Origin of the sequence: Staphylococcus sp. FSL W8-0305, assembly GCF_037966415.1 — a bacterium.
GTDB classification, from domain to species: Bacteria; Bacillota; Bacilli; order Staphylococcales; family Staphylococcaceae; genus Staphylococcus; species Staphylococcus aureus.
In genome coordinates, this window is sequence record NZ_CP150198.1 from 2433481 (window position 1) to 2450019 (window position 16539).

Here is a 16539-nt window from a genome sequence, read left to right on the forward strand (position 1 = left end):
GGCCTCCTCTTTTATTTATGAGTTTGGTGTTTAACTAAACCATTGAATGAATCCCATAATGACTATAACACCAATTAAATCGATTAAGAATGCACCAACAATAGGTACAACTAAATATGCTTTAGGTGAGTTTCCATATTTTTTAGTAATAACATCTAAATTTGCCATGGCATTTGGCGTTGCACCAAGCCCATGCCCGATAAAACCACCTACCATTACTGCAGCATCATAATCTTTTCCTAAACCTCTAAATAAAATTAAAACAGCAAATAAAATCATAACGACAACTTGAACTAAAACGATAATAATAAGAGGTATAGCAAGTTTATAAATTTCGATTAATTGAATGCTCATTAGCGCAAGAGATAAGAAAATACCTAATGCGACATCGCCAATTTGATTAGTAATTTTTAAATCTACAATATTAAAATTAAAACTTTCAGAGATATTTCGGACAATAACCGCTACAAATAATGAGCCAACGTAAATTGGAACATTAATCCCTGTTTGAGCTGTAAATAAATGACTGAAATAACTTCCAACTGCCATACAGAATACAACGATTGTAAATTGAATGAAGAATACTTCAGTGGCATTAAATTTACTATGTAAATGTTCGTTATATGCAACTTGGCTATAATCTTTAAATGTATCGTCACTATGTTGAGGCTTTAAGTTATAACGTTTGATTAAAAATTTTACAACTGGTCCGCCGATAAGCCCTCCAAATACAAGACCTAAAGTTGCAGCCGCAAGTGCTGCTGTCAATGCTGAGTCAATGCCTAAATCTTGGATTGTCTTACCATAAGCGGCAGCATTACCGTGACCACCTTCCATAGACATAGAACCAGCTGTTAATCCTAGTAACGGTTTAATATTTAATACTTTTGCTAGTGATACACCAACTATGTTTTGAATGACTGAAATGATAGCACAAAACATAAAGTATAATAGCAAGACTTTGCCACCTAATTTAAATAATTTCAATGATGCACCAAGACCGATTGTCGTAAAGAATGCTAACATGAAGAAATCTTGAATGAATGAAGCATCTAATTTAATCTTGACCATGCCAAATGAATCCAAAGCCGCAACTAAAATAGCAAAGATTAAGCCACCAATCACTGGTGCTGGTATACAAATGCGTTTTAAAAAATTAACGTGATTAACGATAGCTTTACCAAGTAAGTAAAGTATACAGGCTAAACATAATGTTGTAATTGCATTAAGTTCTATCATTTTCAAATCCCCCTTGTTGAATATCCCTCTCCCTAAATAAGCTTTTATATGTAAGCGTTATAAAAGGGCACTTTTAACATTATACATGCAATAAATCAATATTTCTAGTTTTTGAAAATAATATCAATAATATTAATACATCTAAATTTAATAATTATAAATAATTCTATTGTTATATTTTAAAATTAAGAACAAGTTCAAAAAGAGGAGATGAATCAAAAAATATGATGGACACAAAGAAAAACAATCACCCCATCCGCATGTTGACGGCTGATTGATTGACTTATAAGGAGATAGATTTCATTTTCATGATAGTAATCAATGAAAGATGACATTTATTTCCAAGTATCTTCGGGAAACATACAATCTGATTTACGCATGCGAGACACAAATGGATTACCTTTCACTGTGTAACGTAAAGATTTATGTGTCCAATCACCTTTATTTGGAATACCGATTCGTGGACTAGCAATAATATCTTTAGGATATTTACGATTCTTAGTATCAATAGACAATCTACAGTCATTTAACGTAGCGCCATCGATAGCCCGTGGAATGTTAAATGCCTTAGTCCATTTTCCTGGACCATTCGTTACCTCGTAGCCTTTCTTACCTCTGTTACGGAACATAGCGGATAAACCGTCTTCTGGTTCAATTGCGCGGATAAGTACGCCTTCAGGTATACCTTCAGATTTTGTTACAAAATTAATGAGTAAATGCGTATGCATGACATGTGCATAAATTGTACCACCACGTTTATATAATGACGTAACTTTAGGTGTTATTTTACCACCATAGCCATGAGCCGCACGATCATTCAAACCTAAGTATGCTTCCGTTTCCACGATGTAGCCTGTATACGTTTGAGTGGTATCCTGATAAATCACTTTGACACCTAATAAGTTTTTAGCAATTTGTCTTGTATCATTATTAACGAAATCCATAATATTCTCCTCGCAATTATATGATTAATTTAAATAAAAATGAAAAAGATATTTTTATTGTAGTAAATGTTTGATAAAATAGTATTGTTAAGAATTATAAAAATGTAAAGTATATACTTTGTTATGGAATATTTTATTTGCAGAGATTGAGACTCTTTTAAACATGAACATTGCAGTGTGACATATTTTTAGTATAGTTAACGAAGCATTGACTTTCAAATGAGTCTCCATATAGATGCGTACTTGTAGCGGGTTTTCATTTAACTAGTGATGAAATATAAACTTCATTTTCCAAAGTGAATGACGATTGAAATGAAGTGGCTTGATAATGAATCTTGTAAATTATAACGGTAATAATAATTAAAAATATAAATATGATTAACGAAAGGGAGATTACAATGGAACAATTACCTCAAGTAGGTTTTATGAAATCATTCGTATTATTTTGGAAAAATTATGTTAATTTTAAGGGGAGATCAAGACGTAGTGAATATTGGTATATGATGTTGTGGCATTTAATACTTATGGTTCCAGCTGTGTGTGTGCTAATAATAAGCCTATTTATATTCTTTATTTCTATAGCGGCAGATAACGAAGCATTAATAGTTATGAGTATATTGATGATTATCCTTACATCTGTGTATACTTTTGTCTATAGTTTGGCAACGTTTATTCCAAATTTAGCGTTGTGCGTTCGAAGATTTCACGATATATCAAGAACAATGTTATTTCCAATGATTATGACAGTATTCAGTATTATATTTTATATAGTATTACAGATTATCGATAGTTATTATGACAGTGATTTTACCTTAATGCCGATGGGTCTTAATATTTTGTTAGTACTTCTTTATTTTGTTTATTTAGGCCTAACAATTGTTATGATAGTATTCCTATGCTTTGACAGTAAGCCGGCAAATAAATATGGCGAAAGCCCAAAATACCCATCTTCAATTAAAAATCAATCAGTGACATCTGAAACACCGAAAAAAGCGGGGACATCTGAAACACCGAAAACACCGGAAGAAACAGATAATCAATTGTAATGATATAGATATCTCAGCAGATTGTTGCTGGGATATTTTTTTTACCAATAAGGCAATAAAGGCATGGAAAAAAGCATATCTAACGCTCATGATACTTAACATGCAAAGAAGATACTATTTAAATATTTCAATTTCAGAAATTTTAAAAATAAATTCACTTTAAAAATATTGTATTTATAGAGAATAGAAATGTTATATTAAGATAAATACATATTGTTTTAGGAGGCAAAAGATGGGACTTGTAATTGAGCATGTTACGAAACGTTTTGGTAAGATGACGGCAGTAAATGATATGTCATTAGAGTTAGAATCAGGCAAAATGTTAGGTTTTCTAGGAAGAAATGGTGCAGGTAAAACAACGACATTTCGTATGATTTTAGGCTTAAGTGAACCAACTGAAGGACACATTACGTATAACGGTAAAAAACTAGATAAAACAATGTACAATCGTATTGGTTATTTACCGGAAGAACGCGGTTTACATGGGAAATTGACAGTTGAAGAAGAATTGAAATATTTGGCAACTTTAAAGGGAATGTCAAAAACAGAAATACAACAGCAAATATCGTATTGGCTTGAGCGTTTTGATATTACTGAAAACCGTAAAAAACGAATTGATAGTCTATCAAAAGGGAATCAACAAAAAATTCAGCTGTTAGCAAGTATGTTACATAAACCAGAATTACTAATATTAGATGAGCCTTTCAGTGGTCTAGACCCAGTTAATGTTGAGTTATTAAAAGAAGCAGTTAAAGACTTAAATGATTGGGGCAGTACAATCGTTTATAGTTCTCACCGTATGGAACATGTTGAAGAATTATGTGATGATGTTTGTATTTTAGATAAAGGTCAACTTGTTGTTTCTGGTGATATCAATCATGTACGTGCATCTAATGGTAACAAGAAAGTTGTCATTGAGTCAGAAACAACACTACCAGATTTAACACACATTAGAGGCATCATTCATAGTGAAAACATGAAGCAAGGTCTTCAGTTGACGATTGAGAATGAAGACGTATCCAAAGATATTTATCAAGTTGTAGCACATCAAGGTTATGTTAAACGATTCCAAGTTGTAGAACCATCATTACAAGATATATTCATTGAGAAGGTTGGTGGCAAGGATGCATAAGTTTTGGGCGACATTTACTTTGACATATATCAAAAAAATTAAAGCTAAATCATTTGTAATTTTTATGATTATCATTGCTGCCTTAATGATTGGCCTATCTAACATTGATAAGATTATTAACATGTTTGATGATGGTCCAGATAAAATTGGTGTAGCAGCACCGAATGAACAAATCTATAAGGTTTTCAAGCAACAGGCGAATACATTTCATAGTGATGCTAAGTTTACTAAAGTTTCTATAGAAGATGCTGAAAAAGAAGTAAAAAAACATAAACTTGATAAAGCTTATATTATCAAGGTGAATCAAAATCGCACGTTGCAAGGGACAATCATTAGTGAGAAGCGAGTAAGTCATGAAGATTCACAAAAAGTACAAGCACTACTTACAGCTATTCAAACAAATATGGTAGCCGGGGAATTAAATATCAACAAAGAAGACTTACAAAAATTACAAGCACAAAGTAAAGTTGATAATAAGGTGATTTCTAATGATGAAGTCGATAAAGTATCAGAAGGACAAAAGATTTTTAACTATGCTTTAGCTTATGGCATTATCTTTCTAATGTTCTTTATTGTTTTAAATTATGCATCTCAAATAGCTATGGAAATTGCTAGTGAGAAAACATCGCGTGTCATTGAAATGATTATTACAAGTATTTCACCAATCCAACATATTTTTGCTAAAATTTTAGGCATTATAGCAGTTGCCGTGACTCAGATTATTTTAATTGTATTGATGGCAGTCATATGCATTTTTGCCTTTGACTTAAAAGACTTGCTACAAGGTTTTAACGTGGAAATGAATCAATTGTCTTGGCAAATTATTATTGTCGGAATTATAAGTAGTATTGTTGGAATTATGGCGTATGTATTACTTGCAGCCATTCTCGGATCATTAACATCTAGAATAGAAGATTTAAATCAATCTTTGATGCCACTGACATTACTTGGTATGATTGCATTTTATATCGCCATATTCACGATAAATAATCCTGATGGGCGACTTGCTTTAATCACAAGTTATATTCCGTTTTTGGCGCCATTTCAATTAGTTGTACGCGCTCAAACTTCAGGGCTTCAATTACATGAAGTCATCTTAAGTTCATTAATCTCAATTGTAATGGTAGCTGTCTTGATATGGATTGCAATTAAAACATATAAAGATTCAGTACTTACATTTGAACGTGGCTTATTTAATTCAATGAAACGTGTATTTAAAAAATAAAATTGATGAGAGTGACACACATTTATCATATAAAATGATGATGAAAGCGTGTTACTCTTATTTTTTTATATTTAGCTATAGAATAATGTCTAAAAAAGTGTACAATATGAATGTGAAAACGAACTTTTTAAAATGGGAATGTGAAGTAAGAAGAAATGTAAACAAATGATATGTAGCCGATAGATTATTGGTAGCAAATGTGTGATGGAGTGATTTCATGTTATATCCGATTTTTATATTTATATTAGCTGGCTTATGTGAAATAGGTGGGGGATACCTGATTTGGCTGTGGCTTAGGGAAGGACAGTCTTCACTTGTTGGGCTAATAGGCGGTGTGATACTCATGTTATATGGTGTCATTGCGACATTTCAATCATTTCCATCATTCGGAAGAGTATATGCAGCATATGGTGGCGTATTTATCATCATGAGTTTGATTTTTGCGATGGTCGTAGATAAACAAATGCCAGATAAATATGATGTTATCGGTGCAATCATTTGTATTGTAGGTGTTTTAGTAATGTTGCTGCCCAGCAGAGCTTGAACACTTGTGGTTAGAAGGGAGAAGTAAAAATGATAGTTGAAGTTGAGCACCAAAGACAAGGTGTAGATTTAATCAAAATTGATAATGATGAAACTAAAATTATTTTTACGAATTATGGAGCAAGAGTAGTGTCTTGGAAATATCATGATAATAATATTGTTCTTGGAAATGTTGTTGAAGCGGATGAATTTTATCATAGTAATCCTTTTAAATTTGGTGCTTCTATAGGAAGATATAGCGGTAGAATTGATAATGCTAAATTTAAGTTGCAAGGTAAAGAATATCAGTTAGAAAAAAACAACGGCGAACATCATTTACATGGTGGATGTCATGGTTTGGACAATAAGTTATTTGATTATGAAATTAGAAATGAAATTGCTCAAATTAAAGTGATATTTAAAACGGTGTTGAAATCAGCTGATGATCATTTCCCAGGTGATATCGATGTGACGATTACACATATTTATGATGCGGATCACCAATGGTCGATTGAATACGAAGCAGTTGCATCAGAAGACACATTGTTTAGTCCTACGAATCATGTGTACTTCAATTTGAATCGAGATAATAATGTCGTTGATAATCATCGCATTTCAAGTAATCAATTAGATATGTATGTATTAGATGAGCGAAATATTGTTACAGGTGATATTCTAGATTTACATGAAGTGTTTGAAGATAACAAGATAAAATTGAGTGATATTTTTACATCACAACATGCGCAATTAAGCCAACAAATGACACGTTTTGGTGGTCTAGATCACCCATTTACAGTTGGTGAACATAAAATGTATGTTGAAAATCATGAATTTATGTTAGAGGTCGATACAGATATGCCTCATGTTGTATTCTTTACTTTTAATCAGCCTGATGAGTGGGATAGTCCATTTAATATTTATAAACCACATTCTGGCTTTACATTAGAAACACAATTTTTACCAAATGATATTAATTTATATGGTGAAAAAGCACCGTCAATTTTAAAAGCTGGTGAAGTGTTCAATTCGAAAACAAGTTTCCGTATCGAAGAAAAAGTAGAAAATGATTAAAAGTATCGGCATTTATATAATATTTATGTTATTTGGCGGAATTTTGAATAGGTTATCAAGAATCGTATCAAATGAAGTGACATCATTAATATACAGTTTGAAATAAAGAAAATATATAACATAAAAAAGGAATCAATAGCATCAGTAGTTATAGATAAGACTATTATACAAACGATGTGTAAGTTGATTCCTTTTTGTTTTGAAAAGTTCATTTAACATTTATAATGAAAGGTAATTATTTCAATGTTCTGTTATACATTTTTTGAAGTTTATCGCGTCTTGTTGGTGACAGAAATGGATTGTTTAGTGCATATCGTAACATATCTTGATTTTGTCTATCATTATAATAAAGGTCATTAAGCTGTTGTACAGATAAACGATGTTCGATTGGTGCTTCTTGTATTAAGTAAAGCTGATCATTTGGAGATACATAGCCTTGTTTTAATACCCGGAAATAGAAACCTGTTTTACCAGATGTAGACATGCGCTTCACTAAATCAGGAATATTATATTTTGCTTGAATTTTCCAGCATGGTTCTCTAATTTCAGAAACCTCAATTAACGCTTCACCTAAACGATATTGATTACCAAAGTAAACATCAGATTCGTCTAAATAATCAAATGTTAAATTCTCTCCAAACATCGCATGAGTAGGTAGTGAAGGTAAATCATCTTGATACAGTGCATAGTTATGTTTACTAAACCCACAAACTGCTTTATGTGGCCCACCATGATCTTTATAAGCCTGTTCATCACCAGTGAAACCAGTTGAAGATAACCATGTTGTTTGTGAAATCTTAGTTTTATCTAAAGCAGAGCGCATCGGTCTTTTCGAGCTATAAGGCAAATCTTGGATTTTTCCTGTCGAAATTGCGTGAATTGATATCATATCATTCTCCTTAACGTTAAGTTAAAGTATATTGTACTATAAAAAATTTTTAGAATTGTAAATTCTGATTGATATGTTTAAAAAAATGTTAGAAATAAGGGTATGTTAATTTATACGAGTCATGTAAAATATGAATTGAATAGATTACATAAATATGGGAGGCTACCTTCATGAAAGATGTCAAAGCACTCAAGTTAATGACATTAAATGATGTTTTAAGTCAAATCAATGGTGACATGACGCTGGGAATTGGTACAGGAAGTACAATGGAATTACTCTTACCTCAAATGGCGCAACTAATTAAAGAACGTGGTTACAATATTACAGGTGTATGCACTTCTAATAAAATTGCATTTTTAGCAAAAGAACTAGGTATTAAAATATGCGAAATCAATGATGTTGATCATATCGACTTAGCAATTGATGGTGCTGATGAAGTAGATCCATCTTTAAATATAATTAAAGGTGGTGGTGGTGCGCTGTTCAGAGAGAAAGTGATAGATGAAATGGCATCACGTTTTGTTGTGGTTGTCGATGAAACGAAAATGGTTCAATACTTAGGTGAGACGTTTAAGTTACCAGTAGAGGTGGATAAATTTAACTGGTATCACATATTACGTAAAATTGAATCATACGCTGATATAAAAGTAGAACGCCGTGTAAACGAAGATGTCGCATTTATAACTGATAATGGCAATTATATTTTAGATTGTAAGTTACCAAAAGGAATTGACCCATATAAGTTCCATGAGTATTTAATTCATCTGACAGGTGTGTTTGAGACAGGCTACTTCTTAGATATGGCAGATCAAGTTATTGTAGGTACTCAAGAGGGCGTTAAAATTTTAGAAAAATAATATATAGTATAGAAAAGCGCTTGCTAGCATCATCTTTTTAAGAGGTACTAGCAAGCGCTTTGTTATTATTTGTTTTTATCTGAAGATTGTTCTTCAGTTTTTTCGATATGTTTTTCTGCATCGATTACAACTGATGAACGTCTGTCTTCTTTATAGGTCGCAGGTTCTTTTAATGATTGCTCTGTTTCATCTTCATTTGAATCGTTTGTTAAATCGTCACTTTGTGGTGCATGTTTAACTGATTCTGCTGATTCTACTGACTTCGAAGTGATGTCATGATCTTCATCATGATTAGATTCAGTTTGATTATCTATGTGATGTTGAGATTCTGTTTTTTCAGTACCTTCATGAATGCTTGGTTCGTCAGCCACAGTATTTTCAGTATCATTTTTAGCAATACCGACCGTTGATGCAGTAGCTACACCTGTTTTTTCAGCATCTTTAATATTTGAAGAAGATTTTTCAGCCTCAGTATGATTAGTTTCTTCATCGTCATTGACATGGTCTAAATAATTATTAGGCTCAAGTTCTTCAAGGTTTCGTCTAGTTGTTAAATAAGCAATACCTCGAATAATTAAGCTTAAACCAATATAGCCAACCGCTACAATTGCTGTTGAAATAGCAATGACCTTAATTGAAAATAAATCACCGATTTCTTCGCTAAATAAGAAAATAAGGCCAAATGTCATTGAAGCATGAAATGTTGTTGCGATGTAGATCGTACGTCCTTTTGTAGCTCTAATTAACTCACCTAGAATCATTGAGAATGAGAATGTGTAAAGGAAATTATAAGCTGCAAATTCTGTATCGTAAGTTGTATTTGCTGAAAATACAGAGTACATTAAACCAACAACTATGCTTGCAAAGAACGTATTCATTTTCGTTTCAACAATATTTTGTAAGTATGAACGGAATCCGAATTCTACTACGAACGCCATTAGAATATGTCCAATCAGAATATGTGTAATAGGTACTGATAAGCCTGTTGATTGTAATAAAATAAAGCTATCTGCAAATGTATTAAAGCTGTACATACCAATAATTAGAATAATTAAAGGTAAAATTAAAGCTAGCAGTAGACGTTCAATTACTTTCAGGCTGATTGAGAATTTTAAACCTGCAAGTTGGATCTTTTTATATTTGAAAACGAGTATACAAATGATTGCAGCAATTAATGGTGCTAGATCTGTAACTTCAAATATAAAGTGTTTGACACCAATGACAGACTGGAAATCTCTAAGCATAATGGATAACGCCATTGTAATAACGAAAAAGACGAAGATCGTCATTGCCCATTGAAAACCAGAAATTTTATTGTTTTTCATTATATGTAACCTCCATTAGGTAACAAGCAAAATATCATTTTGTAACAATTATACATATTACAAGCCGTGAGTTAAATTGTCTGTGCTAATATTAATGAAAATGTAATAGTCTTGACGTATTTTATTAACATAAATCGCTTTCGTGTTCGTTAGTGAATAGAAAATAGGGGTAAAAGGTATATAGATAAGTACTTTTTAATTATGAATTGAATTCAAAATTTGTAGTACGTTATACTTTAATTGTTAAAAAGCCACATAAATAAGAGGGGGAAATGCTGTGTACAAGCAAGGTGAACCAAATTTATGGACTGGAAGGTTAGATAGTGAAACAGACCCGAAAAAATTCAGGCATTTTCAAACAGTGACATTTGAAGATTTGTCGAAATTGGAAAAAAGTAGTACACCATCAGGGGTTGGTATATTAGGCTATGCTGTTGACAAAGGTGTTGCTTTAAACAAGGGGCGCATTGGTGCAAAAGAAGGACCAGATGCGATTAAACAAGCATTTGCAGGTTTGCCGGATTTGAATCAATGTGAAACTTTAGTCGATTACGGAAATGTTTATCATGATCATGAGGAATTAATTGATACTCAAAAAGAATTTGCAACACTTGCAGCGAAGTCAATTGTTAATCATAGACAAACGTTTTTATTAGGTGGTGGACATGATATTGCGTATGCTCAATATTTAGCAACGCGTAAAGTCTATCCAACACAATCTATTGGTGTGATAAATATTGATGCGCATTTTGATACACGTGCTGAACAACAATCTACATCTGGAACGAGCTTTAGACAAATTTTAGAAGAAGATGAAAACACAGGTTATTTAGTGCTTGGTATTGCTCAAGGTGGGAATACGCAAAGTTTATTTGATTATGCTAAAGAGAAAAAGATTGATTATGTCTTTGCAGATGAATTATTGAGTCACGTATCACCAACAATCAAAGATATGATTGAGCGTTTTATACATGAACATGATGTCATTATGTTTACGATTTGTATGGATGTCATTGATAGTGCATTTGCGCCTGGGGTAAGTGCGCCGGCAGTGTTAGGTTTGTATCCACATACTGTTCTTGAATTGGCAAAACGTATTATTCCAAGTGATAAGGTGTCTTCAGTTAGTATTGCTGAGATGAATCCAACATATGACGCTGACAATAGAACTGCGAAGCTCGTTGCTAATTTAGTGCATCATTTTTTAAAATAATTAAAAATATTTATATGTGACGAAATTTGCATTGCAGGGCAGAATGTGAGTATTTCGTAATAGAAGTTATATTAACGTTGATATATTTGAAAGATAATTGCAGTAAGAAGACTCTTAAGTTGTAGTCATCTTACTGCTTATTTATGTTTGTTGAGATAGTAAAAATAACAACTGTATTGTTTGAAAAGTTCTCTTATTATATAATAATTAATTAAAATTTTAACGGAGTTCAAGAGGCCTTTTTATAATGACGCCTTATTTGTAAAATGTCATATGTGGTTTAGCCTTTTTATAATAATTTAATCTGTTCTCAAGTGTGCCAGTATGTAATTCTAGCTTATGACCATCAGGGTCAGTAAAGTAAATTGATTGTCTATCTCTAATATCTCTAACTCTTCCTTCTAAGATATTCACGTTATTATCTTTTAACCTCTGATGCCAATATTTAAATTCGCTGTCATCTATAGTGAAAGCTATATGTGTATATGAAAAGTGGATTTCATTACGTGGTATATCTTTTTCTTCATTTAAAGCAATCCATAGGCCTGCAAGCTTAAAATAAGCAGTTTTTTACCAGTCAATAGCAATTTTCCAAGTAAAATATCTCTATAAAAATGTATTGAATCGTTTAAATTTCTGACTGAAAAGCATATATGATTAATAGATTTTAACATCGGGTTCACTTCTTTCTTAGAATTTTTATAATAAATTATTTTTGTATCGATTTTTGAAATGACGTCATTAATTTTTATACAGTTGACTGAGCAACTGCATAAGAGGCTCTAATAACTTAAGTTAAAGGCAAAAGGTATACAGTTGACTGAGCAGCTGCATAAGAGGCTCTAATAACTTAAGTTAAAGGCAAAAGGTATACAGTTGACTGAGCAGCTGCATAAGAGGCTCTAATAACTTAAGTTAAAGGCAAAAGGTATACAGTTGACTGAGCAACTGCATAAGAGGCTCTAATAACTTAAGTTAAAGAGCCTCTAAAAGTCCATATAAATAATCTTGGCATTGTTGTACGAATGTATGTACTTGTTCGGAGTGTTTACGCTTTTTATGATAATTGATATAAATTTTTCGGCATAAGTTTGGACGAATTTTTTTATATTCTAAATTGGACGTGTGAAATGATTGGTAATAAAATCTCGGAATGATAGCGTAACCTAAGCCAAGATGAACAAATCCAACTGCTGATTCGAATCGATCTGTTTCTACAACGACATTTGGACGAATATTTCTTCTATTAAAATAGTCATCTAAGTGTTTGCGCACTTGAGAATTTTTGTTTGGCAATATGAGTGGCAAATTTTCAACATCTACCCAATTTTGATTTTTAAATGTTTCTTTAGGTGCTAATAAAATGTAAGATTCCTCATATAAAGGAATGGATCTTATATCTTCGTGGGTTATTTTTTCATTTGTTATAGCTAAATGAATATTAAAATTCAGTAATTGCTCTATAGATTGATGTTTGTCATGTATTTCATATAAACGATATTGCTGTTCAGGGTAGTCGGAATGGTGTTTTCGAATTAAATTCGCAATCCATTGATTCGTAGATTCAAGAGTCCCAATTTTTATCCTTGGTTCTGATGTAACGCTTAAATCATACATTTTTTCCATCGTGGATCGATATTGTTGAACTAATTCGCTCGCATAACGATAAAACTGTATTCCTTTTTCGGTAATCTTGATGTCTTTTGTTGAACGTGTAAATAAGTCATAACCTAAATCTGCTTCCATTTTTTTAATCGTAGCAGTTAAAGATGGCTGGCTAATATGTAAAAATTGTGCAGCTTTAGTAAAACTATTATATTTCACGATAGCCAAGAAGTATTCTAACTGAATAATTTTCATGTTTTTTGCTCCTTTTATTTATAGATTCAAGCTATGGATAATTAGTTTATTTATATTTGTTGGCTATATTTTAACATACTATAATGAATATTGAAGATAATAATGTAAGCGTTTTAAATTTAGTGGAATTAACTTCTAAAAAGAACAGGAGCGAATTTTATGAGAAAAATTCAAGCAAAAAAAGGTTTGAGTATTGAGTGTAAAGGTTGGGAACAAGAAGCAGTACTTAGAATGTTATACAACAATTTAGACACAGAAGTTGCTGAAAGACCAGAAGATTTAGTTGTTTATGGTGGTATTGGAAAAGCAGCTCGTAATTGGGAAGCTTTTGAAGCAATAGAGAAAACGTTACGCGAATTAGAATCAGATGAGACAATGTTAGTACAATCAGGAAAGCCAGTTGCTGTATTTAAAACACATGAAGAAGCGCCACGTGTATTAATTTCAAATTCAGTATTAGTGCCTGAATGGGCAAACTGGGATCATTTTAATGAATTAGATAAAAAAGGTTTAATCATGTATGGACAGATGACAGCCGGTAGTTGGATATATATTGGTTCTCAAGGTATTGTGCAAGGTACTTATGAGACATTTGCTGAGCTAGGTAATCAACACTTTAATGGAGATTTAGCAGGCACTGTTACACTGACAGCAGGTTTAGGTGGTATGGGTGGTGCGCAACCGTTAGCAATTACTATGAATCATGGGGTAGCAATTTGTGTGGATGTTGATGAAACACGTGTTGATAAGCGAATTGCTACGAAATATTGTGATATTAAAACAGCTAATTTAGATGAAGCATTAAAATTAGCAGAAGAAGCGAAAGAACGTGGAGAAGGATTGTCAATCGGGTTAGTTGGAAATGCTGTAGACCTCCATCAAGCGATTCTAGAAAAAGGATTTAAAATTGACATTATTACTGACCAAACAAGTGCACATGATCCGCTAAATGGATATGTGCCACAAGGATACTCCGTAGAAGAAGCGAAAGTATTGCGTGAAAAAGATCCGAAAAAATATGTTGAACTGTCACAAGCTTCAATGGCAAAGCATGTTGAATTAATGCTTGAATTCCATAAACGTGGAGCTGTAGCATTTGATTATGGTAACAATATTCGTCAAGTAGCCTTCAATAACGGAGTGAGAAATGCTTTTGACTTCCCAGGCTTTGTACCAGCTTACATTAGACCATTATTCTGTGAAGGTAAGGGGCCATTCCGCTTTGCTGCATTGAGTGGTGATCCAAAAGATATCGAGCGTGCGGATGAAGAAATGCGTAAACTTTTCCCAGAAAATGAAAAGTTATTAAGATGGCTTGATTTAGCTGAAGAAAAAATTTCATATCAAGGACTACCATCACGTATTGCTTGGTTAGGCTATGGAGAAAGAGCAAAAATGGGCTTAGCTTTAAATCGTCTTGTACGTGACGGTGAAATTTCAGCACCAATTGTTATTGGACGAGACCATTTAGATGCTGGTTCAGTTGCGAGTCCTAACCGTGAAACAGAAAGTATGAAAGATGGTAGTGACGCGGTTGGTGATTGGGCTGTATTGAATGCACTCATTAACACGGCTGCAGGTGGTTCATGGATTTCATTCCATCATGGTGGCGGTGTTGGCATGGGATATTCACTTCATGCGGGTATGGTTGTCGTAGCAGATGGATCAGAGCGTGCTGAAAGAAGATTGGAACGCGTATTGACGACTGATCCAGGTATGGGTGTTGCACGACATGTTGATGCTGGCTATGACATTGCTATTCAAACAGCTAAAGAAAAAGGTATTCATATTCCAATGATTGATAAAGCAGGTGATAAGTAATGAATGATTTAATAATTAATCATATAGCAGAATTAATTTTACCGAGATCAACAGATAAACCTTTGAAGGGTAAGGAATTAGATGAATTAAATGTTGTGAAAAATGGTACAGTTGTCATTAAAGATGGCAAAATTGTATATGCTGGAACACATACAGATGACTACGATGCGACTGAGACAATTGATGCTAGTGGGAAGGTAGTGTCCCCAGCATTAGTAGATGCTCATACCCATTTAACATTTGGTGGATCTCGAGAACATGAGATGTCATTAAAACGTCAAGGTAAGTCTTACCTTGAAATATTAGAAATGGGTGGTGGCATATTATCTACCGTTAATGCTACTAGAGAAACATCCGAAGATGACTTGTTTAAAAAAGCAGAGCATGATTTGCTTACTATGATTAAACACGGCGTGCTTGCAGTTGAAAGTAAGAGTGGTTATGGATTAGATAGAGAAAATGAACTGAAGCAATTGAAAGTGTCTAATCGTTTAGCTGAGAAATATGATTTAGATATGAAACATACTTTCCTAGGGCCTCATGCTGTACCTAAAGAGGCAAGTTCAAATGAGGCATTTTTAGAAGAAATGATTGCGTTACTTCCGGAAGTAAAACATTATGCAGACTTTGCGGATATATTCTGTGAAACAGGTGTATTTACAATAGAGCAATCGCAACATTATATGCAAAAAGCCAAAGAAGCAGGTTTTAAAGTGAAAATACATGCGGATGAAATTGATCCATTAGGCGGACTGGAATTAGCAATTGACGAACAAGCAATATCAGCTGACCACTTAGTAGCGTCTAGTGACAAAGGAAAAGAAAAGTTGCGAAATAGTGATACTGTAGCTGTCCTCTTACCTGCAACGACGTTCTATTTAGGTAAAGAAGATTATGCAGATGCAAGAGGCATGCTTGACAATAACGGTGCGATTGCATTAGCAACTGATTATAATCCGGGAAGTAGTGTCACAAACAACATACAGCTTGTTATGGCGATTGCAGCGTTGAAATTAAAGCTATCGCCTAATGAAGTTTGGAATGCTGTTACGGTCAATGCTGCTAAAGCAATAGACATTAACGCGGGTACAATTAACACAGGTGATAAGGCTAATTTAGTAATTTGGGATGCACCAAATCATGAATATATTCCTTATCATTTTGGTATCAATCACGCAGAAAAAGTTATTAAAGACGGTAAGGTCATCGTAGATAACACATTATCTTTTAAAGTATAAAGTAATTAAAAGCTCTAAGCATTGGTTTACACTAATGTTTAGAGCTTTTTGTGGTTTGTAAAACAAGTTTATCTGAGAACACGTTTTTGTATAGGTTCTTAATTATAAAAGTTAGAATAGTTTGACAATAATGTTACGATATTATTAAACAACTGTC

15 protein-coding genes and 1 pseudogene are annotated in these 16539 nt (G+C 33.0%); 10 read left to right on the forward strand and 6 right to left on the reverse strand.

The window, feature by feature from the left end:
* Nucleotides 1–30: 30 nt before the first annotated feature.
* Together gltS and NST10_RS11765 are read right to left on the reverse strand one after the other, a co-directional pair.
* Entirely contained in the window at nucleotides 31–1239 is a 1209-nt protein-coding gene (gene gltS / locus NST10_RS11760) for a sodium/glutamate symporter (RefSeq protein WP_000571584.1), read from the reverse strand.
* Nucleotides 1240–1574: 335 nt separating this feature from the next.
* Nucleotides 1575–2183, reverse strand: a complete 609-nt coding sequence (locus tag NST10_RS11765) for a DNA-3-methyladenine glycosylase (RefSeq protein WP_000348297.1) — start codon at nucleotides 2181–2183, stop codon at nucleotides 1575–1577.
* Between the two features lie 398 nt (nucleotides 2184–2581).
* On the opposite strand from NST10_RS11765, the gene NST10_RS11770 reads away from it, so the two are divergent.
* The 6 genes from NST10_RS11770 to NST10_RS11795 all read left to right on the forward strand — a co-directional run bounded on the left by NST10_RS11770 (nucleotide 2582) and on the right by NST10_RS11795 (nucleotide 7179).
* Entirely contained in the window at nucleotides 2582–3229 is a 648-nt protein-coding gene (locus NST10_RS11770; RefSeq protein ID WP_000436832.1) for a DUF805 domain-containing protein, read from the forward strand.
* 232 nt (nucleotides 3230–3461) lie between these two features.
* Entirely contained in the window at nucleotides 3462–4361 is a 900-nt protein-coding gene (locus NST10_RS11775) for an ABC transporter ATP-binding protein (protein ID WP_000524842.1), read from the forward strand.
* Nucleotides 4354–5586, forward strand: a complete 1233-nt coding sequence (locus tag NST10_RS11780; protein ID WP_000548698.1) for an ABC transporter permease — start codon at nucleotides 4354–4356, stop codon at nucleotides 5584–5586. Before NST10_RS11775 ends, NST10_RS11780 begins: the two co-directional genes overlap by 8 nt.
* Nucleotides 5570–5755, forward strand: coding sequence for a hypothetical protein (locus NST10_RS11785; RefSeq protein WP_001789152.1), 186 nt, complete (start codon nucleotides 5570–5572; stop codon nucleotides 5753–5755). The genes NST10_RS11780 and NST10_RS11785 overlap by 17 nt, the downstream gene beginning before the upstream one ends.
* 48 nt (nucleotides 5756–5803) lie before the next feature.
* Nucleotides 5804–6130: a YnfA family protein gene (locus tag NST10_RS11790; RefSeq protein WP_000966697.1), complete on the forward strand. Its 327-nt coding sequence runs from the start codon at nucleotides 5804–5806 to the stop codon at nucleotides 6128–6130.
* A 29-nt stretch (nucleotides 6131–6159) separates the two neighbouring features.
* Entirely contained in the window at nucleotides 6160–7179 is a 1020-nt protein-coding gene (locus tag NST10_RS11795; protein ID WP_000634691.1) for an aldose epimerase family protein, read from the forward strand.
* A gap of 235 nt (nucleotides 7180–7414) precedes the next feature.
* On the opposite strand, the gene NST10_RS11800 is transcribed toward NST10_RS11795, so the two are convergent.
* Nucleotides 7415–8068, reverse strand: coding sequence for an MOSC domain-containing protein (locus NST10_RS11800; RefSeq protein WP_000623445.1), 654 nt, complete (start codon nucleotides 8066–8068; stop codon nucleotides 7415–7417).
* A gap of 170 nt (nucleotides 8069–8238) precedes the next feature.
* On the opposite strand from NST10_RS11800, the gene NST10_RS11805 reads away from it, so the two are divergent.
* Nucleotides 8239–8925, forward strand: a complete 687-nt coding sequence (locus tag NST10_RS11805) for a ribose 5-phosphate isomerase A (protein WP_000655867.1) — start codon at nucleotides 8239–8241, stop codon at nucleotides 8923–8925.
* Between the two features lie 65 nt (nucleotides 8926–8990).
* On the opposite strand, the gene sdpC is transcribed toward NST10_RS11805, so the two are convergent.
* Nucleotides 8991–10250, reverse strand: a complete 1260-nt coding sequence (gene sdpC, locus NST10_RS11810) for a CPBP family intramembrane glutamic endopeptidase SdpC (RefSeq protein WP_000794464.1) — start codon at nucleotides 10248–10250, stop codon at nucleotides 8991–8993.
* Nucleotides 10251–10527: 277 nt separating this feature from the next.
* Here sdpC and hutG point away from each other — a divergent pair, with 277 nt between their 5' ends.
* Nucleotides 10528–11463, forward strand: coding sequence for a formimidoylglutamase (gene hutG, locus NST10_RS11815; RefSeq protein WP_000277982.1), 936 nt, complete (start codon nucleotides 10528–10530; stop codon nucleotides 11461–11463).
* A 255-nt stretch (nucleotides 11464–11718) separates the two neighbouring features.
* Here the strand turns inward: hutG and fosB are convergent.
* A pseudogene (gene fosB / locus NST10_RS11820) lies at nucleotides 11719–12137 on the reverse strand (FosB/FosD family fosfomycin resistance bacillithiol transferase).
* A 301-nt stretch (nucleotides 12138–12438) separates the two neighbouring features.
* On the reverse strand, nucleotides 12439–13323 hold the full coding sequence (locus tag NST10_RS11825; RefSeq protein ID WP_000691837.1) for a LysR family transcriptional regulator: 885 nt from the start codon (nucleotides 13321–13323) through the stop codon (nucleotides 12439–12441).
* Between the two features lie 159 nt (nucleotides 13324–13482).
* Here NST10_RS11825 and hutU point away from each other — a divergent pair, with 159 nt between their 5' ends.
* A complete protein-coding gene (gene hutU / locus NST10_RS11830; RefSeq protein ID WP_001226833.1) occupies nucleotides 13483–15144 on the forward strand; it encodes a urocanate hydratase in 1662 nt (553 codons plus the stop codon).
* A complete protein-coding gene (gene hutI / locus NST10_RS11835; protein ID WP_000998764.1) occupies nucleotides 15144–16382 on the forward strand; it encodes an imidazolonepropionase in 1239 nt (412 codons plus the stop codon). The genes hutU and hutI overlap by 1 nt, the downstream gene beginning before the upstream one ends.
* Nucleotides 16383–16539 lie beyond the last annotated feature (157 nt).